The following is a 25,727-nucleotide window of genomic DNA, read 5'->3' as shown; positions in this document are numbered from 1 at the left end:
TCTCCTTCAAAAAACATCTTTCAAATTAAACTGCCGTGTTCACCAGCCTAAAAGCCTCCGGTAACATTTCAACCAAATCAGTTGCTATAAGCCCGTGCTCGCCCTTGTCACGTCTTGCCAAATCCCCGGCCGCTCCATGGAGAAACACGCCGAGAACAGCCGCGTCGTAACCGTTAAGCCCTTGACCCATTAACGAGCCGATAACTCCCGACAGCACATCTCCGGTACCCCCGGTCGCCATTCCGGCATTGCCTGAGTTGTTAATATGTACACCGCCGTCACTGTTGGCAATAACAGTGTCCTTTCCTTTCAGAACTACAGTTACGCCGAACTCCTCAGCAAAATCACGAGCGGTTCCAACTCTGTCATTCTGAACCGCCTCAATGCTCAAACCGCACAGCCGCGCCATTTCTCCAGGATGCGGCGTTATCACGACCTGGCACGATTTTCTGTTTTTATGCTTTCGCAAAATATCCATATCTCGCGAAATACAGTTCAAACCGTCCGCGTCAATAACAAAGTCTGTGCTTCCGCTCAGAAGCGAATCTATAAGTTTAGGAATATCATCATTATCCGAAAGCCCGGGACCAAAAACACAAACGTCACTTTTATTAAGTCTTCGCTTGATTTCGCCCAGAGCGTCGAGACTTATTGTGCCGCTCTCCTCAACCTCCGGCAAAGGAACCGTCATTGCCTCAGTGAGCTTAACGGCCATAATCTGCTGCTGTGATTCGGGAACTCCCAAAGTAACCAAACCGCTTCCGCTTCTAAGCGCTCCCATGCAGGACAAATATGCGGCTCCTGTCATACCGCGGCTTCCTGCAATAATAAACAACTTGCCGCAGTCGCCCTTGTTAGAGTCTTCATTACGAACCGGAATAAGGCTTTTATAATATTCCAGTCCGGTATAAAACGGAATCCCCATTCCCGGGATATCCTCAGATATATATACCACAGCAACCGCTGTCTTATTTGAATGCGAGATGCTTAATGCAGCATTAACCTTCATTCCTCCGAATTTAATAAACGGCTTTCCAAGCTCGTCGTGGCATACCTCAATATCTGACAGCGAAAATCCCCTGACGCCGCTTCCCAGAGCCTTTGAAAAAGCCTCCTTAGCCGCAAAGTGGCCGGCTATAGATTCATAAAAACCTTTAGCCGCAGACCCTTTTGAGACAAAATAGTCCGCCTCGTTTTGGGTAAACACCCGCCTTATAAACATTTCAAGATTTTTCATTTCACGAAACCGTGAGATTTCTATAATATCTATTCCAATCATATTATTCCGCACCTTTGACAAGCATAATTTTTAGTCCAGTACAACCTTCTGCGGATTAAACTTTTTAAAACCATCACGGATTTTCTCGTTAGGGTTAAATAACAGCATCTTTCCGCTTCCGTTTTCATTATACACTGCAAAATACAATTCACTGCTGTTTTTATCAACGCAGGCGTATACCTTCTGATAAGACTGGTTATTCATATATCTCTCAAAATCAGGATGAGAACGCTTCGCCATTATCTCAACCTCTCTGGCATTAAACTCTGTCAAACGCTTTCTCTTTCTGACATTGACTATAGCGTCCACATCAAACGAGCCGTTGGTAAAACAATACTCATACTCTAAATTTACTGATGTTATCAGCATGTATAAAAGATAAATTAGACCGCACGCAACTATAAAAATTATAAATCCCATAAGCGGTATAGAAAACATCAGCGCCCCTAAAACATATATAACTAATAGAGCTCCGATGATACCTGCCAAAATGATTAAATAATCCTTGCTGTCACGTTTTTTCTTTACTAATTGTTCCACAAAAATATCCATTAAATTGCCTCCTGTTTGTGTTTCATATTTTATCAGACGAATGTTCTGATGTCAAGCCGCCTATTCGGCAATAGGTATGTTCTCAGCGCCTATACCGCTCACACCGCTCAGTTTCAGCTTTCCGTCAGCATCGTCACCAACGGCATATATTGTTCCGTCATAGTTAAGTCCCAGTGTATGGCTGTTTCCGCAAGATACTGACATAACATTTGCCCAAAGCGAAACAGAACCCTGATTCTTATCGTTAACACCCTTAGAACTCGTCTTTCCGTCAGCGTTTACATAGACAATATACTGAGAGCCGACTGCCGCCGACACTATATTTTTAACTCCTGAGGTATCACACTGGCGGTAGCTGTTATCACCGACAGCCACAACAGATCCGTCATATTTTACCAATACAGTATTTTTTTCTCCGGTCGCTATAAACGCAACATCGCTTTGACCTGCAACGTCACACTGTCCATGGCTGTTCCAGCCGACAGCAAGCACAGTGCCGTCGTTTTTCAGACCTATCGTGTGATTGCCTGACACTGCAATCTGAACTATATCAGTCCATTCCTGAACATCACACTGGCCGTACTTATTGTTACCTCTGGCAATAACTCTGCCGTTAGCTTTAAGCGCCACAGTGTGTCCCTCGCCTGTGGCAACTGAAATAATATCAGTCCAGCCCGACACATCGCACTGACCATACTCGTTGTTACCGACTGCAACAAGATTTCCGTCATATGTAAGTCCAACGGTATGGTTTCCGCTGACCGAAACTCCTATAATACCGGACCAATCCTTAGTTTCGCATTGACCGTAGCTATTATCCCCGAACGACAAAACCTCGCCGTTTTTCTGAACAACTGCGCTGTGGTTGTATCCGGCCCCAATCAATCTGCCATACATATTCAATATTTTTCTGACGTTAACAACACTTTGCTTATATTTTCCGCTTTTATGAAAATATTTTAAGGCTTTCTGATATTCATGTATATTCATATAAGCCATTGCCGTTGAATAGTCAATCTCATGTTTCTCTGTGCCGAAATAGACAAACTCCTGTTCCAGCTTTTCAAGAGAGGGCGCGGCGTTCTGAAAATCACGGTTTATATAATAATTCATTGCTGTTTTATAGCAAAGCTGACGCGCCGAAAAATATTTCTGAACTCCCATTCCAACGAACGCCAATATACAGCATCCAACAATGACCGAAGCCCAAATTATAAGTTTTTTGTTGGCAGACATTCGCTTTTTCAGTTCCGTTTTTTCTTTGGTATCCTTGATAGCTTTGGTCAGTCTAAGCCTCAGCCAGTCCTCGCCCAAAGCATCCTCGGTTACTATATCATTATCAAGTTTTTGCTCTGAATTTATCCAAATGCTTCCATCGTCAAACAATATTTTTGAAACCTCAACAAAAACAGAACAGGTTATATCCGGAACCTCAACCGTTTGAGAATTACCAAACACGGCGTTGGGTTTTGCGTCAACATTTATATACGGAATATTTCTGAGCTGTACACAAAGATTAAGCTCCGAATCAAAACAACCTGCATTAAAATATACCGACTTCACCGTTTTTCCGCAGTTATTATATAGTTTAAGCTTCATGACGGTCTTTTTGCTGTCGCGCAGTATCTCGCTTGTATCAATATATACCGGAGCTTTGCCGCGGTTTTCATATTCTGTACGTTTTACCACTTTATATGTTTTTTCCGCCATATAATCACCTTTATCAACAATCTATTTATATTGAAACAAAATAACATAATTATACTTAGACATTATACTACAAACTTCAGCAAAATGTATTACAACACTGTTAACTCTGTTATACAAATCAAAAACAGGCGTGCAAAATATATCCTCAGTTTCCATTATATTATTAGCCTGGAAATATTGAGTAAATAAAAATAATGTGATATAATGATACAAAAATAACTGTAAAGGATGAGAGACCATGAATATAACAGAAGCGATAAAAAACAGAAGAACAATCAGAAAGTTTGAACAAAAGCCGGTCAGTAAAGACGACTTAATAAAACTTATCGATTTAACCAGATACGCGGCATATGGAGCGAACCTCCAGCCGCTTAAATTCGCGGTAATGGATAATCCGGATGAAATATATCCGCTGACACGCTGGGCGGCATATATGACGGAATGGGAACCGGCGCCGAACGAAAGGCCGCTTCACTATATAGCCATACTCGGTGACACAAGCATTAAGAAAAATTTTGAAACCGACGCCGGAGCGGCAATAACAACAATGATGCTGGCGGCTGAAGAAATGGGACTGGCAACCTGCTGGCTAGGGGCCATAGACAGGGACAAAATTAAAGAAATGCTCAAAACTGACTATCAGGTATTATATTTGCTTGCCGTAGGCTATCCCGCTCAAAAAAGCAAAATTATTGATATTGAAGACGGCAGCATAAAATATTTTGAGGACGAAAACGGAGTTATAAATGTGCCGAAACGTTCTCTTGACGAAATTATTGTTAATATATAGTTAAGGTTTTGAGATTAAAACAGCTTTCAATTCGGGAAGCTGTTTTACGTTAGTTTAATTAAAATATTAGAAAATGTTACAATAAATCGAACAGAGTTATTAATATCATATATAATAAAATATAGTGCAGTAAGCATCGGCTGAGCTGTGACCACACTTTTTTAAAGTGTGTGTGATACAAAATGACTTGTATTGATAAAACTAAATAATCAGACTTAGTTGTGATGTGCGTACGAAGTACGATGCGTGAGGCGCGCAGTTGCAGAAAAGTATATTATAAAAATGTTTATTACAAACCATTCTAAGTATTCATGCTTCGCGTGTGGAAATTCACCTAACGCGGCGTGTCTGCAAGCTATACATCACAATTAAGTAATTTATTATATGACAACTAAGTTAATTATTGGCATTTATAGTTTGTATAACATACACTTTTAAACAAAAGTGTAGCCAAAATTTACATTGTAGGCTAACCAAAACAGGTCACTTTGTATCACACCCCATTCCAGGCGGGGTCACAGTCACACCTACCAACCGTTTACAAAAAACACCTTGAATTTTTCCGTCTGTTTATGTTAACATTCCATTTTCTTCATGAATATAATAATAGTTGCTGACGTAAAAAAATTCTATAATAAACACAACTATAGATAATAAGATTATGGATAGTCAACACTAATTTAGACAACTTATTTAAGGTTAGTAAGTCGGTATTCTTTCGGGGTCATATAGCCCAGTGATGAGTGAATCCTGTGATTGTTACACCAGTTTACACAATTCGATAATTCATATTGCAATTGTTCCAATGTTTCATATTTTGACCTTTTACAAATTTGGCCTTTATGATTTTAAATGTGGCTTCCGCTGCCGCATTGTCATAGGGACAGCCTTTCTTGCTCAATAAGCAGTCGATGTGGAATGTCTCAAGCGTTTTATCAGTTGTCAAACCATTTTCTTCTGTTTTTTGTTTTACTTTATAATAATAAGTGCTTCTTGGAATGTTTAGGACTTTACACATTGCTGATACAGAGTATTTGTGGGCATTTGCCTTTATCACATTTACTTTCGTCCTAAAATCAGCGCTGCTTGTTTTAAAATGTCGTTCTCCATCTTTATTGCCGATTACGTTTGGCAGTTCTATTATTTTCTGCTATTCTGCAGAACGGTTATCTTTTTCGTGAAAAGAGCCGCTAGCTTTGGTCATCGTAGTTTCTCTTTCTATACTTTCTATTTTACATAACCTTAACTTTTTTGTCCAGTTTTTTGTAGCCTTTCCAAATGTATGTGCCCTCGCCTGTAGGCTGAGTGTGAGCCATAAAGGCTTGTTTTGATTGGCCTTAAATGCAATAATATAAATACATAAAATGTCACCGATATTAGTATATCATATTAAAATAATCTAGTACGTGAACATGTATTTTTTAAATATTATTTAGTATGCTTTTTTATTATTTAGTCAAAGAAAATTTATTTACCGTTATTTCCGAATAGAAAATTTACTTTGCATAAATCTATTGTATAAATCCTTTTAACGTTTTATACAATACATCGGCGTCTACCGGCTTTGCTATATGGGCGTCCATGCCGGATTCCAGCGCCGCCGCTACATCTTCATCAAAAGCATTTGCCGTCATCGCTATTATCGGTATAGTTTCAGCCTGCGGATGACTGCTTGATCTAATAGCCCTCGCCGATTCATATCCGTCCATTATTGGCATCTGAATATCCATTAAAATCGCGTCATAATATCCTTTCTCGGATTTCAGAAAACATTCTAAGGTTTGATTTCCGTCAACAGCAGATTCTACCTCAGCTCCAGTCATCTTTAAAATCTCAACCGCTATTTCTAAGTTCAGAGGATTATCCTCAGCCAAAAGTAACCTGTGTCCTGAAAAATCGTAGGCATTTGTTTTCGCTTCCACTTTAGGCATCTCATTTTTGCTTCCCGTAACCTCAAGCAACGTATTATATAATGATGATGCAAAAAACGGCTTTGACAAAAAGCTATTGACGCCTGCTTCACGCGCTTTGGCTTCAATTCCTGCATAATCATATGCTGTAATAATAATTATCAGAGTATCATGACCTACAACAGACCTTATTTTTTCAGCAGTTTCAACCCCATCCATTCCTGGCATTTTCAAGTCAATCAGACAAACATCATAATACTCATTTATATCATGTAATTTTTTAACCTCGTTTACCGCTTCAGCTCCGCTTTGAACCCATTTTGCAGAAATGCCGAATTTTTCTAAAAGCATTGAAGCGTATAAGCAAGCTGCTTTATCATTGTCACACACAAGAACTTTCATGGCGTTCATAGACGGATACTTAACGGACGCACTATGCTTATTTGCCAGTTCAAAAGGAAGTTCAACAGTGAACACAGAGCCCTCGTCTAAACGGCTTTTTACAGAAATTGTTCCTCCGAGTAACGTAACAAGATTTTTTGTTATAGCCATTCCAAGCCCTGTGCTTCCTAACCTCGGAACGCCATCCAGGTTCTCCTGCTCAAACGGAAGATATATCTTCTTTAAAAATTCCTCACTCATTCCTCTTCCCGTATCGCTGACAGTAAATTTCATCTTTATCAGCCCTTTTTTATGAGGCTGCTGTGCAACATCAAGACACACTTTTCCTCCTTCGGGAGTAAATTTCAGCGCATTTGACAACAAATTCAGCAAAATCTGATTCATACGCATGGAGTCTCCAATAAGCTCTTCGTCCAAAACCCCTCTGAGAGATTCCGTAAATTCCAATCCTCTGTCAGATGCCTGCGGATGAATTATCGCAGTTACCGACTCCAAAAGCTGTCTCAGACTAAATTTTTCATGGCTGACAGTAAGATTTCCGCCTTCTATCTTTGACATATCCAAAATATCATTAATAAGAGACAGAAGATGCTTAGACGAATAACTTATTTTTGCCAAACAATCCTGTATTCGGTCATCGTTTCCAATGTTTACCGCAGCAATAGTTGTCATGCCAATAATTGCATTCATCGGAGTACGTATTTCATGCGACATTCTTGAAAGAAAATCAGACTTTGCACTGTTGGCTCTCTCCGCCGTCCTCAGAGCATCTTTAAGCTGCTGTGCCTGAATCTCCAGCTTTTTCTGCATTTCTCTCAAATCTGTTAAATCGGTAACGTCAATATAAAGCAAAAGATATACAGGATAGCCATCTATCCAATCAACACAGTCGCCGTTTATCTGCATCCATGCAGTTTGACCGTCATAGCTCTGAAGCTTGGCCAGAAAATGTATATGTTTTCCCTTTTTTATATTTTCATTCTGAGAATTGATAACATCGTTATTGGTATCCATATTCATCTGAAGCAATCTATCTGAATCAACATCGGTTCCGACTTCGCCAAAAAAACCATAAAAACGGTCATTTGCCTCCAGAAGCTTCAGATCAAAATTATCTTTCACAAGAAATTTTGCCACAAAACCGGGAATATTATTGTATGTAATAGACTGCGCTTTTTTCATTTCAACAAGGTCGTTTACATTTGTTATAACAGTATATGATATGGGATAACCGTTTACATAAGTATCAGTATATATCCAGTTCATCCTTACCCAAATGTGTCCGCCGCCCTTAACCGGCATTCTGGTTATTGTGCTGTACTGAGATAGTCCTTTTTCAATTGTCTCCACAACCAAATCTTTAATCTTTTGAAGTTCATCCTCATAGTGATGATATTTGTAATATAATTTAGGGCAATTATGAAACTTTGCTTCATATTCTTCTTTGGGATAACCTATTAGGTCATAATAAAAATCATTTCCCCATATCATAGTAAAATCATCATCAAGCAAATGCTTGCTAACACTGACCTGCATAGCGCTCATAAGAAGATTATAATCCGTATCAACCGCACCGTTCATTAAGATATCATTCTTGTTTAACTCGTTTTTTTCCATACGCTTTGCCTCCTTTAGTTACACATATCACTCGTCCGAAACATCATTAGTATCTAATTTTTATCCGTTTTTAAATCCGTAATATTATGACAAGCTATAAGGCAAGCGTCTTGATTACCCCATCGTATACGGGAGGCGTCCGCCATAGACCAAATATTTGACGCAGGGTTGTAAATCTCAATAGTTTTATTTTTATCCTCTTTTATTCCGTTCATAGGGCACATCTCACATGGAATATCCCTATTATAAAACGCTCTGTAACATTTCATGCCCAATTTTGCTTCAGGCGCTATTTGCTGTATCTTTGCATTAATATATTTAAGTTCATAGCTGTGCGGGTCAAGAACATATATCCATGAGTTTTGACTGTCAAGTATCATTCTCAAATCCCGGGCTGCGCTAATAACTCGGTCCTGAGCACGTTTTTTCAGAAGAAAAGTTGATAACAGTTCCGAGATAAATATCAATGCGTCTATTTGATTTTTGGTCCACATACGGAGTATAACACAGTCGTCAAAGCCGACAAAACCAACAAACTTTTCACCGTCTCTCACGGCGCATTGAAGCACTGACCTTATTCCCTGCGGAAGCAAAATATTATAAAGCTCCTTTGACAGGTCTGATATATCCTGACAATAGAATATTCCGTTCTCATCAAAATTATCACGATAATTCTTACCCATTCTCTCATAGCTTATATGCTGAAGATTATCAATCTCAGGCTCAATACCGTCGTTGCACCACTCAAATGTATTTGAAACATAATTTCCGTCTTCCGAGTCCTCAAAAATATATACCCGGCTCACATTATACCGCCGTCCAACTAATTCCAGTATAGAATTAATCGCTTCATTTATATCATCAGACTCATAAAGCTTTTGGAAAGCAAGAGGAACAATGCTGTCTATATTATAATTATCCGAATCATCAGAATCAATCTGAGTCCCGGCTGCTGAAACTTGTTTCTGGTATACCCCAAAACTTTTCATCATAGAACTGTCGTCATACACTGCAAACTGGTTTTTGCCGTTATTTTTCGCATGATACAGAGCCAAATCACAACGCTTAAATAATCCCTGAAAGTCTGTTCCATCATTGGGATATATAGAAATTCCAATACTGGTAGTCAAACCGAATTTCTGAAACTCGCTTAAATATATATTTCTAAAAGTTTCAACAACTCTCTGCGCTACTTCCTCTATCACTGCCAAACCGCCGGAACATTCAATAAATACCAGGAATTCATCGCCCCCAAATCTTGCAATGATATCCCCGTTATTAAACGTCTCCGTAAGCCTGAAAGCACTTTCGGCCAAAATAGCGTCGCCGAACATATGTCCATAATAATCGTTTATTTGCTTAAAGTTATCAATATCAATAATAAGCATAGCATAACTTTTATTCTCATTATTACGTTCAAGTCTGTTCTGAATTATTTGAACCGCAGTCTCTTTATTATAGAGTTTAGTAAGAGCGTCTTTTTGAGCCCTGTCCGACAGCTCCTGTATACGGCGTTTTTCAGAATCTATATCCAGTATAACCCCCACCGCTTTGACTGCCTTTCCGGAATCATCAAACTGAGTGGTCATACGTATGCGGCACCATATATATTTTCCCTCGGCTCCGGCTATACGCAGCTCTGCTTCTGCATACGGAACGCCTTTTATCACTTTTTGCATTATCTTCTGCAATGCAGGAATATCATCCGGGAATATATGAGACAGCTTTTTTATTTGAGTGAAAATATTTCCTGATATTGGTTCATAGCCAAATTTGTTCTTCCAATTATTTGAAAACTTAACTTCTCCGCTTTCTATATCACCCTCAAAAATAATATCATTGGTCTGGTCTTGTATTATACGGTAACGCTCCATGGTTAGCCTGAGTTCTTCCTGAGATTGCTTAATTTGTGTTATATCCGTTAAAACACAGTTAAGATATTCGTTTCCGTCTTCTCCCACTACCCTTTTGCTTTTATCTAAAATCCAAACTGTTCTGCCGTCTTTAGTTTTCACCCTATATTCCAGTTCCTGCGTGCTTCCTAACGAAAGCTGCTCGTTAAACCAATGCCTTACCGCTATATGATCTTCCGGGAGAACCAAATCAATATACCGGTTCTGAAATTTCTCTTTAATTTCTTCTTTACTGTAACCAAACAAAGAAATAAAGCCTTCATTTATATATGTCACAGTAAAATATTGGTCATTCATACACTGAAGTATACCGGCAGGCAAATTTTTTGAAACCGAAGCGCCGGACTTCTCGGGTTTCATATTCTCAATATTAGAAGGTTCATCAATCAAGCGCCAAACTATGAGCGCTTTATGACTTTTTGGGTTTTCTATATTCACGCGAACAGCCGCAGCTTCATACCACACATATTTTCCTGAGGCTCTGTGAAACACTCTGTATCGTGTTGAAGATTTTATTAAACCATGGCTGAAAAAATTATCAATTTGATTTTTTAGTATATCCAAAACTAACTCACGGTCATTGGGATGAACTGAACTCTCAACAAAATTAATAACGGCTTCCTCAAAACTGTTTCCAGTTTTAAGCGCCTGAAAATCATCGTTCTGCTGATAAACCAAATGATAAATTCCGCTGTCTAAATCTATTTCAAAAACTGTCGAATCAACATAACGAAGCATTGCGAAATATTTTATTTGATCCTGAGCATACATATTATCAATGCCGGAATGCAGCGGAGACGGTACAGACAAAGACTTGGCAAAATCAAGCTTCGGCGAATGACCGTCAGCATATTCCCGGGCAAGCTCAAAAAAACTTGCCTTAACATTCTTCAAGCACTCTAACGTCTTTGGTGAAAACACACCGCACTCACCATTTAAAATCATAGTCATCGCTTTTTCAGGTTCTATAGCTCTCTTATACACCCTGTCGGTAGTCAAAGCGTCAAAAGCGTCCGCTATGCCGACCACCTGAGCACAAATCGGAGTATTGTCTCCCTTCAAGCCGTCAGGATAACCTCTGCCGTCCCAGCGCTCATGATGATATCGGCATATATTATAAGCATACCTCAAATATTCATCATCACCTACACGGTCAAGACCCGAAAGTATTTCACACCCCTTAACTGTGTGGGTCTTCATTATATCAAATTCTTCTTTTGTCAGCCTGCCGGGCTTATTTAAAATAGTATCAGGTATTGATATTTTACCTATATCATGAAGAGCTGCCGCCTCAGAGATAACACGTATGGAATGCTCATTAAGCTCATATTCAGGACAGCATTTCATAACCTCTTCCAGCAACACCTTAGTAAACATACGTATACGCAAAACATGCTGTCCTGTCTCAACACTGCGGTGTTCTATGATAGATGAGAGAGTATCCATTATTACGTCCCTGGATTCCCTAAGCTTTGCCGCCTGTTCTTCTACCATTTCCTCAAGATGCATTTTATGCCGGTTAAGCTCTACAGCATTCTGAACCCTCCGTCTGACAACATGAGACTCAAACGGTTTGATTATAATATCCGCCGCTCCAAGGTCAAAAGCTCGCACTTCGTTTTCCATCGAGTCAACCGATGTAATAACTATAACAGGAATTTTTGTCATCAATCCGTTTTGAGTCATTTCTGACATTACCTGATATCCGTCTTTAACGGGCATCACTAAATCTAAAAGAATAGCAGCAAGCGAGTCCTTATACTGGCGAATCATCATAAGAGCCTGCTCTCCGTTTTCGGCTTCAAGCAGATTATATTCCTGCTCAAAAAGATTGCGGAGAATTGCTCGGTTGATTTCCATATCATCAACTATCAAAATAGTATCTCGATTCATTATTTTTCCTCCATAGAACCTGCCCAAAATAACACAATTGTGCATCATACGGGAAAATTCAATTCATTTTTTCAATATAAATAAACAGCTTACCGAGTTTCAGGTATAAAATACATATTTCTGCCGTATTTCCGTTTAGTGTATAAATACCCTTATTTTAATTTTTAGATTAAAGAAGTATATCACGCAGCATCATTTTTGTCAAGAAATTAGACCTCCGAATATACAATAAAATATATGAAAATAAATAAAATATTTTCACTCATTATTTCATAAATTGTTTTTAGTATAAATATCTCTTATTTTGTATTATAAAGTAATTTTAAAACCTAACACTTATAAATTTTTTTGAAAATTTGTGAAATATAAAGACAAACATATAAATATAAAATTTCATATTTACAACATAGAAATCAATACCACGTGTAAACCGGCAGCATACTCAGCACCCATAAAGGAAAAATATATTCTTAACATCAAAAATCGGTCGAAATATATAAACCATTACTATCTCAGATAGCCGCTTTCGTACATCCGCTTTTTTCCTGCCTTTTATTTCTATTTAAACATAAAGATTATTCCACTTGAGTTTTTTTCTTTCGCCGAGACTTCTTATTTTGAAGCCTCTTCTTTTCTGGAACTCCTCTTTCGCTGGAGCCTTTTCTTTCAATGGAGCTTCTTCTTTTTCCGGCGTTTTCTCTTTTACTGAAGTTTTTTCTCCGTTAAAACGTAGAGTTATTTCCACACCTTAAGGTGGAAATCATAAAACCCATAAGATTAATATCTTATGGGTTTTAATAAAATTAGAAATTATTGGGAAGAAATCTAATAATTTTTATTAAATAAAAGCGTTAATTGTTTGCCATATACTCTACTTTATACACATTTAATCCGCTTTCTTTGGAATAGATGTATACAGGAGCACCCGCGGCAATATCCACCGTCATTGTCTGAGTTGCGCCGACCGCAGCTTCCTGCAGTATTTCTGTACCGTTTTGATTTACCGCCATAAATCTCGGCTCACCCTGAGATGACGCATGAGCAAAAGAAATTGAAAGCTTTCCTGCCGCGCCGGGTGTGAACGCCAAATGCTGGTCGCTGACAGAACCCGCTCCGGCAAGTTTCAGTCTCTCAGTAAACTTATCAGTGCCGATAGTTTTTGAACTGTAATCTACTACAATTGCCTTTTTGCTTGGATTAATATATAAATTATCATATATAACCAAACCTTCAGACATTGTCAATGTATCATGCTTTCCGTCATTTCCTTTTACGCCTAAAGCTTCCATTGGTACAACTCCAAATGTCCAAGTATGCGAGCCTTCCTGTGTCTCCATAGGATAAGGTGAAGAAGTCGGAGCCGCGGTAGGAGCGCTTGTAGCGTCAGGGTCGACTGTTGGTTTAGCTGTAGGGTCAGGATTTACCGACGGTTCAGTTGTAGGGTCAGGTTTATCCGTTGGATCCAAAGACGGCAATGGTGAAGATGAACTCTTTTCAATAGTCTTTGCCACACTGAGCGGTGCAATAGAATTATAATTATTCCATATCAAAACTTTAACCGTTTCATTTGCAGGCTCAGTAAATCCGTTTATAGTATACGTACCGGTTCCTGATATGTTTATTGTCTTTACATTTGTCATAATACGGTCTGTGCTGTAAGAAACAACCATCATAGAAGCCTCTCCGCTGCCGCTGCCGTTATACTGAACATTAACGCTCAAACCATCGTTTGTATACTCAGTTGAAATTATCTGATAGTCAAACGACGCCGGGTCAACTGTCGGCACAGGTCTGTTTGTCGGTTTTGCCGTAGGATTCGGACCGTCTGTCGGCGCCGGTGCACTGGTTGCAAAGCCTGCTCCAAAGAATTCAGCCTTTGAACCGTCTACAAATCCATAATATGTTTTACCTGCTTCAACAGCTCCTGATGTGCTCTTATATTCACTCGACGCTGAAGCATTTGTATAAGAAGCTACCGTGTTTCCGCTTTCATCCATAATATAGAAAGTCTTTCCTGCATTTACCTTATAATAAACTATAAACGTTCCGTCGCTCTCCGGTGTGAATTTCAGTGAAGCTCCTGTCTTTCCGTCCGGTGAAGCTGCTGTCAGTCCAACACACTTACCTGTAAATGCTACTCCGCCGATTGTCTGCTTCTTCTCAGTATATGTCATATTGTCTACCGGGCTTAATCCAGGTATACCTATAGTCTCACCTGCTGTAATATTCGCTGCCGGCTTCCAATATGTTGTCTTAGGCGCTGCTGTTGGAGGCGCTGTTGGCAATGCTGTGGCAGTCGGTGTTGGCTGCGTCGGGTCAAGAGTTGGTCCCGGTGTGTTTGTCGGTTTCGGTGTTTCTATAGGCTTGATAGTTGGTTTTGAGGTCGGTATAGGACCGTCAGTTGTTGCCGGATATGTCTTTCCGCTGACAATATAGTTCCAAGCCATTGATGTTGTGTATTCTTTCAGTTTTGCTTCCAATACAGTATCAATTGCATAGCTTTCATCAGCTACAGAATCATCGAAAGTATAAATAAAGTCTCCGCCCTGTGTTCTGCCGGCAAAAGCTGTTACATTGCCCGGAACATTTTCAGGGTCGTCAGGTGTATATGTATACATTGCTGCAGCAGTGTCAAAATTGTTATACTTTGTTCCGCCGGCTACTGTAACATATTGCTCAGGAACCTTTTCATCACGGCTATATGCTATATATGCGTCAAAACCTGTCTCAATCGGGGTTCTCGCATCAACTACCGGAACTGTACGGTCACCGGTTATAGTATTATTAAACATTTTTACCATACCGCCGTCTTCTCCTGAAAACGTTCCTTTTCCAAGAGCGTCTGTTCCCTGTCTTGAAGAGAGAACAGGATGATAGCAGTTTCTGAAATAATTATTTTCAACAAATGCTGAACCGCCGGTTGTAATACCAACTCCATACTTTGCGTTTCCATCAAAATAGTTATTGTATATATGTATTGTTCCAACTCTTATTCTGGGATGACGTGAATCCGAGTGGTCAAACCAGTTATGATGATAAGTAACAAAGAATTCTCCTGTGTTTGAATCCTGATGCATACCGCAAAGTGAACACTTTCCTGAATCAAAGAAATGGTTATAAGACACTGTTACATATGTTGATTTGCCTTTAACATCAACAGAACCATCTCCCTTTTCCTGGTCTCCGCCTTTGTTCTGTCCATAGAAAATATCATTGTTATGTACCCAAATATTAGTATTAGCAGTATCAAGTGAGATACCATCATCATTGAATCCCTTTACTCCAAAATTTCTTACCTCAATGTTATTTGCCATCCTTATTAGGAAACTCCAGCCATTAAGCATAGTATCGTCTCCAATACCTTCAACAGTCACATTATAACATCCCTTAACCTGAATATATCTATCACCGTTAAGTCCGCTTACATCTGTAGAGTTTATCATACCAATAAATCTGATAATAAGAGGTGTTTTATCATAACCTTTTTCACGGCCTGCCATAATATTGGCTAATCCTACTTCATGAGTAGTGCCGCCTTTGCTATTGGTAACAACATCTAACTCAACTGTGTTTATTGTATCCTTATCCATATAAAGTATTATTGCGTCATCTCCGGGAGTTCCGTTATCTTTATAACCGCCTGAAGCTGTCTTGTTCGGTGAAGCCGGGTCATGAGCATAACCGTCTCTGTTGTGAGCCAAAACATTAATCACTTCCGTCTCAACAGCCCCGGTCTCAGATCCATCCATTACAGACGCTATTTTAACGGTATATTGACCTGCTTCCAATCCTACTGCGTCTACCCTATAATATGAACCATAGTAACGGACTAATTCGTCGTCTACCTTAATATAATCTGTATCCCCAGCTTTTTTGGTATATACATTATATTTGTCTACTTCTGCCGTATTTGTCCATTTAACAACAGCTGATTCAAGCCATCCTGCCTGCTCAATAATTTTAATATCCGACGGCAGCGGCTCAACAGGTGAAACCTGTAACTCATTCGAATCTGTAGAACCGTTTTTATTTGAAGCTTTCACAACATATTTATATGCTGTTCCGTTTGTAAGCCTTGTATCCTGATACGTTTTATCAGTAAGCCCTGTAGCTATAGCTGTTCCGTCGCGGTACACATCATATGAAACCGCATACTGAGCCGCTGTCCAGCTAAGGTTTACTCTCTGATTTCCGGCGGTCGCCGTAAGAGTGAACGTTCCAGGAGGTTCAGTAGGCTCTTTAGGAGTGGCTGTCACTGTGACGCCGGCGCTTGAACCTGCCGAGTTTACAGCTTTAACCACAAATGTGTGTTCAACATCGTTTGTCAGTTCGCCAATAGTATAATTAGTTGATGTTGTTTCTATAGGAACACTTGAACCATCAACAAATATATAATATACTGAAGCAAGACTTGAAGCTTCCCAATCTAAATCAACCTGACTATCACCTATTGACGCTGTTAAATCAGTAACATCAGCAGGAGGTTCATTTGATTCAACAGTGAATACCGCTGTTGAAAGATAAGCATGATTAGCGCTTACATCCACTATGGTACCAGTTCCATCATCCATCTTAGTAGGCACTGTTACAGCCGTTATTTTATATGTACCGGCAGGCATATTAGACAATGTTAAACCGTCCTCAGCAGATTTTCTTCCATACATCTTTCCGTCCGGAGCTGTTATCATAAAGCCTTTTGCATTATTGCTGTGTAAACTTGAGAATGTTGCGCTCCATACGCTGTCAACGACGAATGTCAAAGCGTCGGTTGATGTCTTTGTAATCTGAACATATGATTTGCTGTCCGAGGCTGCGGCCGACACCGTGCCAGAAAATCCTTCAAATCCCTCTGTTCCTTCTGCAAGCGTCTTAGTGGTCAATTTTGTAAAATCATACACGGTAGTGCCAACCGGAACGACCGTGCCGCCTACCGCGTTAACTTCCATGAAACCAAGTCCGGCAAACAATGTTATCATCATTGCCAAACTCAATACCATAGCAATAGTTTTTCTTGTAAAACTACCCATTAGAAATTCCTCCTTAAATTTTTATATCTTTTCAAATATATTTGGTGTATTTATACTAATACATAATTTTTTTAAATTCAAGTGTTTTTTAACATACCGCAAAATAACCAGTAAAGTAAAACAAGAATTTTAGCCTCCTATTTTAATTGTGCAATTTGACGATGTTTTTTTCATTTTATCACATCCATATTATTAAAAACATCAGTTTTTCGGAATATTCAAGCACAAAAATATGCACAAAGCATATCGCTTCACCATTATAGTTGTTTAGTTTTTTGGCATTTCTTTATTTTTTTGCCATTTCTATAAATACCAGCGAAAGTGCTTTAGAATACCAAATGTTAAAAAAACTACAATATATACTGATAATTTAAAATCTATTATAACTAGATAGTGTATTAGAAAAAAGAATAAAATATACCCGCAAAATCTATAATATTATAATTTTTTATAAAATTTACAGACGAAAAATATCACTAAATAAATTTAAAAATCAGAATTCAATTCGGCTCCATACGGATTAAAATTATTTGATTCAGCAGAAATCCTGTAAAATCCGATTTTAACGTTTAACATAGAATAATAAATCAATTTAAAATGAGCAGGAACCATATAACAGTATTTAAATCTAAACATCTGTTATTAAATGTAACATTTAAATGTTAACGGCTACTAGGCGCGGAAAAGATTATGTCATAAGTAATTCACGCTTCGCGTGAGATGATGGCTCACCTAACGCGGCGTGATTGCACGCCCTACCGAAGTTCACCATATACACCGCATTAGATAATAAATATATAATTATTCTATAATAAATTATATAAAAACATGGTTTCGCAAGCTTCGGCAGGGCTGTGACCACACTTTTCTTAAAAAGTGTGTGTTATACATACTCATTTCTTTACAACCTCCAAGGTCTGTGACCCCACCATACAGGTGGGGTCATAGTCACACATGCCGTTGTTCACTAAAAAACACCTTTACATTTTACTGCCTTTTAACATTTTATTTACTATACTCTCCGTCTTAAACTTTACATCTTAATATTAGCTGCTTAATATCCAATTCCAATATACAAATAAAAAAACAATTATCTTAAATTTAAACATAAAAAATCCCACATCAGAGCTTAAAACATAAACTCTGATGCGGGATATATTATTTTATTCAATATACTCTCTAAGCCTAAACTTTACACCGCAGTCTTCAGCTATCTTTCTGCATATCTCAATATCACTTTCCGGTATAGTTTTATCTACCACACTAAAGACAACAAGTTTAACATAATCTTTCGCTCTTTTCGCAAAATCCTGCAAAGCCTCAAAAGACTCTTCTCCATATCTGCTCTTGCATATATCCTGATATTCTTTAGCGTTTGAAGCATTTAAACTGATTCCTATAATATCTATAGCGCCATCAAGCTCCGGAGTGACATCCCTGCCGTTAATAAGATTTGCCTGACCGTTTGTGTTTATTCTTATAACAGAATCAGGTTTTTTTGACTTTATCCATCTTGCAATCTCAATTAAATCGTCAAATCTTTCGGTTGGTTCTCCATATCCGCAGAATACTATCTCATCATATTTTGATAAATCTCTTTTCTCAAAATCAGCTTTTATCTCCTCAATACTCGGCTCCCTATCCAGCCAAAGGTCATCCTTTCCGTTAACATTATCATGTTTTGTCCTGACGCAGAAAACGCATGCATTCGAACAGCGGTTTGTTATGTTTACATAAAGTGAATTATGATATTCATATGTTATAGTCAATATTCTCTCATCCTTTCAAATTCAATCTAAAATTAAACAAGCTTCTCATTTTTTATAATCTGATAAAGCGCCAAAGCTATCAGTTCAACATCCACAAGATTATCATTATTCCCCGCTGAATCACGCAGCCTGAGAAAATCTCCGCTTTCCTCTTTGGCGGTCAAATTCATCACTACTGTAAATACTGAGCCGCCTTCTTTTATATTTGAGACAAGAATTTTTCCATCCATATTTCCGGCTAGTTTCTGACAAACCAAAAGGCCGTATCCCTTATATGACCTAAGCAAGGTCTTGCTCCCGTCAAAAACGTCATTGATGTTCCGTTCCATAATTGCATGAATCTTTTTCAAATCGACGCCTATACCATAATCCACAACAGAGATTGCAATAAATTTTTCTTTTTTAAAACTATTTAATATAATATCAACTTTTCTGTTTTCAGAGTGACTGTGAACTAAAGCGTTAACAAGCAGATTGACCAGTATATGAGTAAGCCCTGTCTGATTAATACTGGCGTATAAATCATTTCTTACGTTGTTACGCAAAGAAATATTTCTGCACATTGAAACCGGCAGACAGTTATGCACAGTTTTAACAAACTCATTTAAAAACGCACTGATTTCAACCGAATTTCTTGTTTTTAAATTTATGCCATATTTCCCCTGGGTAAGCTCACATAGATTTCTTAGGCGCAAATAAGTTGTTCCCATAGAAGAACTTGCCTTATATATAATATCAATATTATCAGGTTTAAGATCCTCAGACTCGACCAGGAGTTTAAGCAGATTTCTGACATAATATGTATTATCTTCAATAAGTTTTACTATATAATCAATATCGTTTTCAAATGTTGAATCAAAGGCGCCTACACGTAAAACCAACTTTTCGTTTTTTAAATTATTTGCTAAAAATGCTCTGAGATTTTTAGCGCTTAACTTTCCGTTTTCGCCTATACAAAGCTCTTTAACAGAATCGTTCATATCGGGCACCCCCAAATCTTTAGAATATAATAACACATTTTATATAATTTTTCAACAGTGATATTATATTATTTTATGCTGAAAAATTTTATCTACTATCCACTTTTCTTAGCGGCTACTTGATTTAAATATACTTTCAGCAAATAGTTCTATATTATAAACTTCTTGAAGAATACAATTATTCTGTTCTCACTTATTCCATATATATTATCCCATTACTTACTTGCAGCATATCAAGTAAACTAAATATATCCTTAATGAATCTAATATTTTGTATCTATTTATATATTCTCCTGCCGCTGCTAATAAATAAAAAGTTAAATCATTTTCAAACTCCAGCATTAAATATCCAACATCAACACAAATCAACAAAACCTGTAAAATGATATTTTATTTTTCTATACTATCTCAATTTATCTAACATCGTCTATACCGCTCTGCCCGGTTCATAATATTCCCTTGTTTAAGTCTTTCTCATATGGTCAGCATGACTCAATACATTTGGATATCAATAGTATACAGTACTTTAAACTAAATAAACATAAAAAACTAAAACAGAGCTATATAAATTTTTAGCCATTTAAAATTAAAGTGTTTGATGAATTTTATTTTAAATAGTTATTTCTTTATATATTCAAAAACTTTCTGATGTTTTTACTTCGTTTCAATTTTTTATACGTACTCTTGTCCAACTTTTTGGAGTTACCGGAGGGCGTAAATCAATACGCCCTCCACAACAATTTTAGTTTGAATAAATATCTACCCTTTGTAATTCTTCATTCCATTCCACCTGACAGCCAAATGCTTCTGATATTGCCCTTAATGGTACCAATGTCCTGCTGTCTTCTACTAACCTTGCAGGAACATCCAGTTCTATTTCTTCTGCATTTTTCTGCATTTTATTACTGTCAATTGTCACCGACACTGTTATTCCATCCTTTGTTGCTGTTGCCGTTTGGGTTTCATTTTCCCATTCTACTTCTGCTCCCAGTGCTTCAAATATTGCCCTCATTGGCACTAGTGTTCTGTCATCTTCTGTTATCGGTGCTATATCAAAATTTAATCTTTTATTATTTAAGTATATATTTATTTCACCATAAACACCTTTAGGTTCAACATATTTACTTATTCTATTTTTATCTACAAGCAAATTATCATTACTCAATTCTTTTTTATTATTATAAACTATATATACATTACTTAACTGATAAAGACTTTTATCAAATATACTCTCTGATGAATCTACATATTTTAGTAAACTGCATATTAATTTTCCTTTGTCTACAAAAATTTTAACTTCATAATTGTCATTGTTATATAAATGACCCACATATTCTAAGTTATTATCCATAACAATTCCATTATCAAATACTAACATATCATAAAAATTATATACTTGCTCAAACGGAAATCCATCTTTAAAATAATAAGATGTATAACAATCACTTGTTAATGCAGAAAATAGTACAATGCAATGTGTATCGTTTTCAACATTTAAACATAAAATCAGATCCCCATTATCTAATATTTGACTTGTAAAAACATTAAATTTTTTACCAATTTTATCACTTAAATTTAGTGCGTTTAGTAATTCACCTTTTGAATTATACCCATTTATTATTATATCGTTATTTTTTTCATCAGCTCTATAATATATATTATTTTTAATTCTATTATCAAAAGTGATATAACCTCCTTGACTTACTTCCTTTTCTTCTTTTGAATTTAAATTATACTTATTTATAATATTAAAACTATTATCCAACAAATATTGACTCTTAGTCTTTAGATTACTTAATTTTAAAATAACATCACCAGTAGAAAACTCTGCATAAAATTCATCTTGTCTAAAAGAAATTTGTACTTCTCCGTAAATATTAAATATATATATTCTTTTGTTTCTCTCAGCCATAATAAAACCGTTATCGCAATACACTATTCTCTCATATATAGGTGGAATTATCCATTCATATTTACTATTTATACAGCCATATTTATAGTTTATTTTCTGCTCATCCAAAGTTTCTTCTGTAGTTTTTATAATTGCAATACCATCCTGAAAAATTATTGGATTCAATGTTATATTACCATCATAATCTATAAATATTTCATTTGATATATCATTCGATATATCGTAATAGTGAAATGTAGTTCCAAAGTCATATACACCTGAACAAAAATACATTCCAGGACTGAACTGTTCTTTGGGGATGACATTTTTCCAATCTAACTCAAAATTTTTCTCCGCAATATCCTCAATTGTCATATTTCTTATAACCCGTTCACTTGCAAACACATTACTACAAAAAAATGAACATATAACAACTAATAATAACAATATTTTTTTAAATATATTTTCCATTTATAAATTCATCTTCCTTTTTAATAAAATTTTAGTCTTCATAAAATCTTTTATAATACCATCCTTGAGAATATCTATCTAAAATATTAGTATAATCTGCACAAAAAATCCCTTGCGAAAAATTACTTATTTTATAATTTTTTATCATAAACGCCAAATCTAATGTTGATGATGATAGACCTATCATGTTAGTTCGCGTCATTACCGAGTACGCATGTATAGATTTACTTTCGGGAACATTTTTGTGTCTTGCATCTCTACAATTATCATTAATATTAAAAAATAAATGTCCAAACTCGTGAGCCGCTACTATTTTAAATAGATCAGTATTAGGATTTATATTTTCGCTATTGTTTTGCCAAAGTACCCATGATACTCCATTAGGAAAAATGTTATTTGTACCTTGACTTGTACTTGAATCCTTATAACTGCCATTATCAATTTTCATATCTTTCCTTTTATGTATTCCATCATCTGTTGTAACCACATTAGTAGTTACAGTAATACCATATATAGTGCCACTCCAATAATTTTCAATTCCTTCAGTTGCATATTCTGAGTATGTTTTACCTTCATAACTTACATTACTTAAATTCCCAGAATATCTTATATATGCAGTTACCGCAAAACCATTTTTTGTTTCCTCAACTTGTATAGCATCAAGTTTCTTTTCTTCCTTTATGGTTCCACCATTGAGTACAACATTTTTTAACATATCCTCATAGGACAAAACCCCATCTTGATAAGCATGAATTGCGCTATTAATATTTATTCTTTCCTGTCCAACAACTTGACCTTGATTTGAACAATAATCATGTATAGGATCTTCATCCTCAACATTTACCAGCCCGCTTGGGTCAACGAAGTTCACAGGATTATTACCGCAGTATGCGTACCAGTTCAATCCGTCTTTTGCCGGGTCTTCCTGCGTGAAGCGTCCTTCGTTTATTTTGTAATACCTGTTTCTCAGATATACCATTCCACTTTCGTTGTCCTGGTATTCTCCGCAGTATTTGAACGGCGTATTTATATAACTCTTTATTGACGTTCTATTCCCATACGCACTATAGTCACATTTGGATACTGTCGCCCCGTTTGCGTCCGTCAGTGTTACTGTATTCCCATGTCCGTCATATACATAGTAGTTCACCGCGTTGTTCTTGTTCTGTGCTATTATATTTATTCCTCTATAATACGTTGCCGCTCCTGTTCCGCTGTCTCCTACTATGCTGCTTCCGTCCCATCTGTGCATTGTCGTCGCTCCGTCTACCTTTTTGCTTGCTCTCCTTCCTATCGCGTCATATGTATACGTTGCTGTTGTCTCATCCTCATAGTCTCCTACATAATCTACTTCATAATTATAATAACTTATTTGTCTGTTATACGCATCATATCCATATTTAAATTCGTCATATCCCGTTTCTTCTGAATTATCTCCATCATCACTATAATATGACCTTCTCATCGTTAGACAATTTCCATTCGCATCATACGTATAGTTCTCATAGATATCATTACTATCATCTGCCTGCTGTGTTGTTCTTGTAATTCTATTATTTGCGTCATACGTATAATTCTTCCAATAACTATTTCCTTCTTTTATTTTACTCCTGTTTCCTCTTGTATCATACATATATCCCTGCGTCCTGCTTCCATTTGTCGTTGTCATCACCGACAGCTGTCCGCTTTCTCTATACGCATAAAAAACTGAAACGGAGCTATATGTACTTTTTAACTATTTAATTTTAAGGTGTTTAATGGATTTTATTTTAAATAATTAAATATTTTTATATATACAAAAACTTTCCGGTGTTTTTTACTCCGTTTCAGTTTTTTATGCGCACGCTTGTCCAGCTTTGGGGGGATTACCGGAGGGCGTAAATTATTACGCCCTCCGTAACAATTTTAGTTTGTATAAATGTCTACTCTTTGTAATTTTTCGTCCCATTCTACCCGACAACCGAATGCTTCTGATATTGCTCTCAATGGCACTAATGTTCTGCTGTCTCCTACTAATCTTGCAGGTACATCCAATTTTATTTCTTCTCCATTTTTTAGCATCCTATTGCTGTCAATTGTTACTGATACTGTTATTTCATCCTTTGTTGCTGTTGCCGTTTGTGTTTCATTTTCCCATTCTACTTCTGCTCCCAACGCTTCAAATATTGCTCTCATTGGTACTAATGTTCTGTCATTTTCCGTTATTGGCGGTACATCAAAGTTGAGTTGTTTTTTGTTTATAAACACCATTATGTTCTTTGGTATATTCTGTTTTAAATTTACCTTATCAGGATCAACCAGTTTAATATTGGGAGCGATTTCTGTTTTCACATCTCTTACTATAACTAATTTATTTATTGTAATTTCATTTAATTCTTTATTTTCTATTATTTCCAATCCGCCGACAACACTTCCATCATTAGTATCAAAGTATTCTCCTTTTAAACTTATACTATCTAATTTTTTTAAATGAGAATCATAAAAGTTTCCTACATAACATACTTTATCACCTATACTAACAAAATTCATTCCATCGTATCTATCAAACTCTCTATTTTCTGCTAAAACTTCACCATTATTTGTAACAAGAGATACTTTTGATTTACAAAAGTTGTCGTTAAAATCATCTGGAGTTTCAAAGACAACATTTCCATTTGCAAGTATGTTTATATAATCATAGCTATTTACAGGTTCTAACTCAGGAAGATCAACTATATAACGATATTTTTCTTTACCATCGTGTCCGAAAACGCAGTAAATTTGTTTATGTGTATAATTGCCATCTACTATCTCGGGATACATATAAGCCAATGTGCCTCCGTTAAACATAAACTTTCCATCATTAAAATTAAACTCATCATCTAACATGATTTTAGTAGAATTTAAGTTTTCATCTAAATAAAAAAATTCTTCATTTTTAGAATATGCCGCATATCCATTTTGAAATGCAGTTCCCGAATAATTTGTATCCGAACCATTATAATAAAAATCATCTGCTTCCATACAAACTTCTCCATTTATATTCAACAAATAACTTTTTCCATTCACCTTCTTTACCGCTCCATAACCGTTTGAAAAATTCGAAATAGAATAATAATCTAAATTAGCTATCCACTCATATTTTTCGTTAATATAACCTTGCTTATTTCCCTTTTTTATCCTAGCAATTCCTTCACAAAATACACTTGGATATTTAAAGTAGTCAGAAGACAAATCATCAAAAAATTTACATTCAGTAACATTTCCATTATAATCAATATAAATATATCTCGAATTATCAATTTGTTTATTAGTATTTAAATCTCTTACGTATGCTATAATACCATTTTTATCTCCAACCATCGAAGTAATATAAGTAGCATTTTTTAAAACATATGTAATATTTATTTCTTCAACAATAGAACCAGTTTTGTTTTCAAAACTTTGATAATTGGGGGTTGCAAAAATTTGTAATGTTAATATACTAGCTATCATTACGCTTATTATATTTATGATTATTAATAATTTAAAAGATTTTTTCATT

13 protein-coding genes and 1 pseudogene are annotated in these 25,727 nt (G+C 36.5%); 1 reads left to right on the top strand and 13 read right to left on the bottom strand.

The annotated features are described in order from the left end of the window. Positions 1-25: 25 nt before the first annotated feature. The 3 genes from B9O19_RS10375 to B9O19_RS10365 are packed head-to-tail and all read right to left on the bottom strand — an operon-like array spanning position 26 to position 3,541. The gene (locus B9O19_RS10375) at positions 26-1,279 is read right to left on the bottom strand and encodes an NAD(P)H-hydrate dehydratase (RefSeq protein ID WP_102366342.1); all 1,254 of its coding nucleotides are present in this window, start codon (positions 1,277-1,279) and stop codon (positions 26-28) included. 30 nt (positions 1,280-1,309) lie between these two features. Then, complete coding sequence (locus B9O19_RS10370; RefSeq protein ID WP_102366341.1) at positions 1,310-1,831, bottom strand: DUF6106 family protein; 522 nt, start codon at positions 1,829-1,831, stop codon at positions 1,310-1,312. 60 nt (positions 1,832-1,891) lie between these two features. Then, positions 1,892-3,541, bottom strand: coding sequence for an RCC1 domain-containing protein (locus B9O19_RS10365; RefSeq protein ID WP_102366340.1), 1,650 nt, complete (start codon positions 3,539-3,541; stop codon positions 1,892-1,894). Positions 3,542-3,779: 238 nt separating this feature from the next. On the opposite strand from B9O19_RS10365, the gene B9O19_RS10360 reads away from it, so the two are divergent. Then, on the top strand, positions 3,780-4,331 hold the full coding sequence (locus B9O19_RS10360; protein WP_102366339.1) for a nitroreductase family protein: 552 nt from the start codon (positions 3,780-3,782) through the stop codon (positions 4,329-4,331). A 689-nt stretch (positions 4,332-5,020) separates the two neighbouring features. On the opposite strand, the pseudogene B9O19_RS12350 reads toward B9O19_RS10360, so the two are convergent. The 10 genes and pseudogenes from B9O19_RS12350 to B9O19_RS12055 form a co-directional block, all read right to left on the bottom strand. Continuing rightward, positions 5,021-5,268: pseudogene (locus tag B9O19_RS12350) on the bottom strand (IS3 family transposase); the annotation flags it as partial. A gap of 574 nt (positions 5,269-5,842) precedes the next feature. Further along, on the bottom strand, positions 5,843-8,260 hold the full coding sequence (locus B9O19_RS10350; RefSeq protein WP_102366337.1) for a response regulator: 2,418 nt from the start codon (positions 8,258-8,260) through the stop codon (positions 5,843-5,845). Between the two features lie 53 nt (positions 8,261-8,313). Beyond that, positions 8,314-12,066 carry a diguanylate cyclase gene (locus B9O19_RS10345; RefSeq protein WP_102366336.1) on the bottom strand — a complete coding sequence of 1,251 codons (3,753 nt, stop codon included), beginning with the start codon at positions 12,064-12,066 and terminating at the stop codon, positions 8,314-8,316. A 562-nt stretch (positions 12,067-12,628) separates the two neighbouring features. Then, positions 12,629-12,811: a hypothetical protein gene (locus B9O19_RS10340; RefSeq protein ID WP_102366335.1), complete on the bottom strand. Its 183-nt coding sequence runs from the start codon at positions 12,809-12,811 to the stop codon at positions 12,629-12,631. A gap of 106 nt (positions 12,812-12,917) precedes the next feature. Then, positions 12,918-17,093, bottom strand: coding sequence for a pectate lyase family protein (locus B9O19_RS10335; RefSeq protein WP_102366334.1), 4,176 nt, complete (start codon positions 17,091-17,093; stop codon positions 12,918-12,920). Positions 17,094-18,256: 1,163 nt separating this feature from the next. Further along, positions 18,257-18,862, bottom strand: a complete 606-nt coding sequence (locus tag B9O19_RS10330) for a TIGR04100 family radical SAM protein (protein ID WP_102366333.1) — start codon at positions 18,860-18,862, stop codon at positions 18,257-18,259. Positions 18,863-18,894: 32 nt separating this feature from the next. Then, positions 18,895-19,842, bottom strand: a complete 948-nt coding sequence (locus tag B9O19_RS10325) for a sensor histidine kinase (protein WP_102366332.1) — start codon at positions 19,840-19,842, stop codon at positions 18,895-18,897. 742 nt (positions 19,843-20,584) lie between these two features. After that, positions 20,585-22,204 carry a stalk domain-containing protein gene (locus B9O19_RS10320; protein WP_102366331.1) on the bottom strand — a complete coding sequence of 540 codons (1,620 nt, stop codon included), beginning with the start codon at positions 22,202-22,204 and terminating at the stop codon, positions 20,585-20,587. Positions 22,205-22,235: 31 nt separating this feature from the next. Next, complete coding sequence (locus B9O19_RS10315; RefSeq protein ID WP_102366330.1) at positions 22,236-23,873, bottom strand: RHS repeat-associated core domain-containing protein; 1,638 nt, start codon at positions 23,871-23,873, stop codon at positions 22,236-22,238. Positions 23,874-24,109: 236 nt separating this feature from the next. Continuing rightward, positions 24,110-25,726, bottom strand: a complete 1,617-nt coding sequence (locus tag B9O19_RS12055) for a stalk domain-containing protein (RefSeq protein WP_102366329.1) — start codon at positions 25,724-25,726, stop codon at positions 24,110-24,112. Position 25,727 lies beyond the last annotated feature (1 nt).

The organism is Monoglobus pectinilyticus, from assembly GCF_002874775.1.
In the GTDB taxonomy this organism is placed as follows: domain Bacteria; phylum Bacillota; class Clostridia; order Monoglobales; family Monoglobaceae; genus Monoglobus; species Monoglobus pectinilyticus.
Note: the sequence above shows the minus strand (reverse complement) of the source record. Positions and strands in the feature narration are given on the sequence as shown.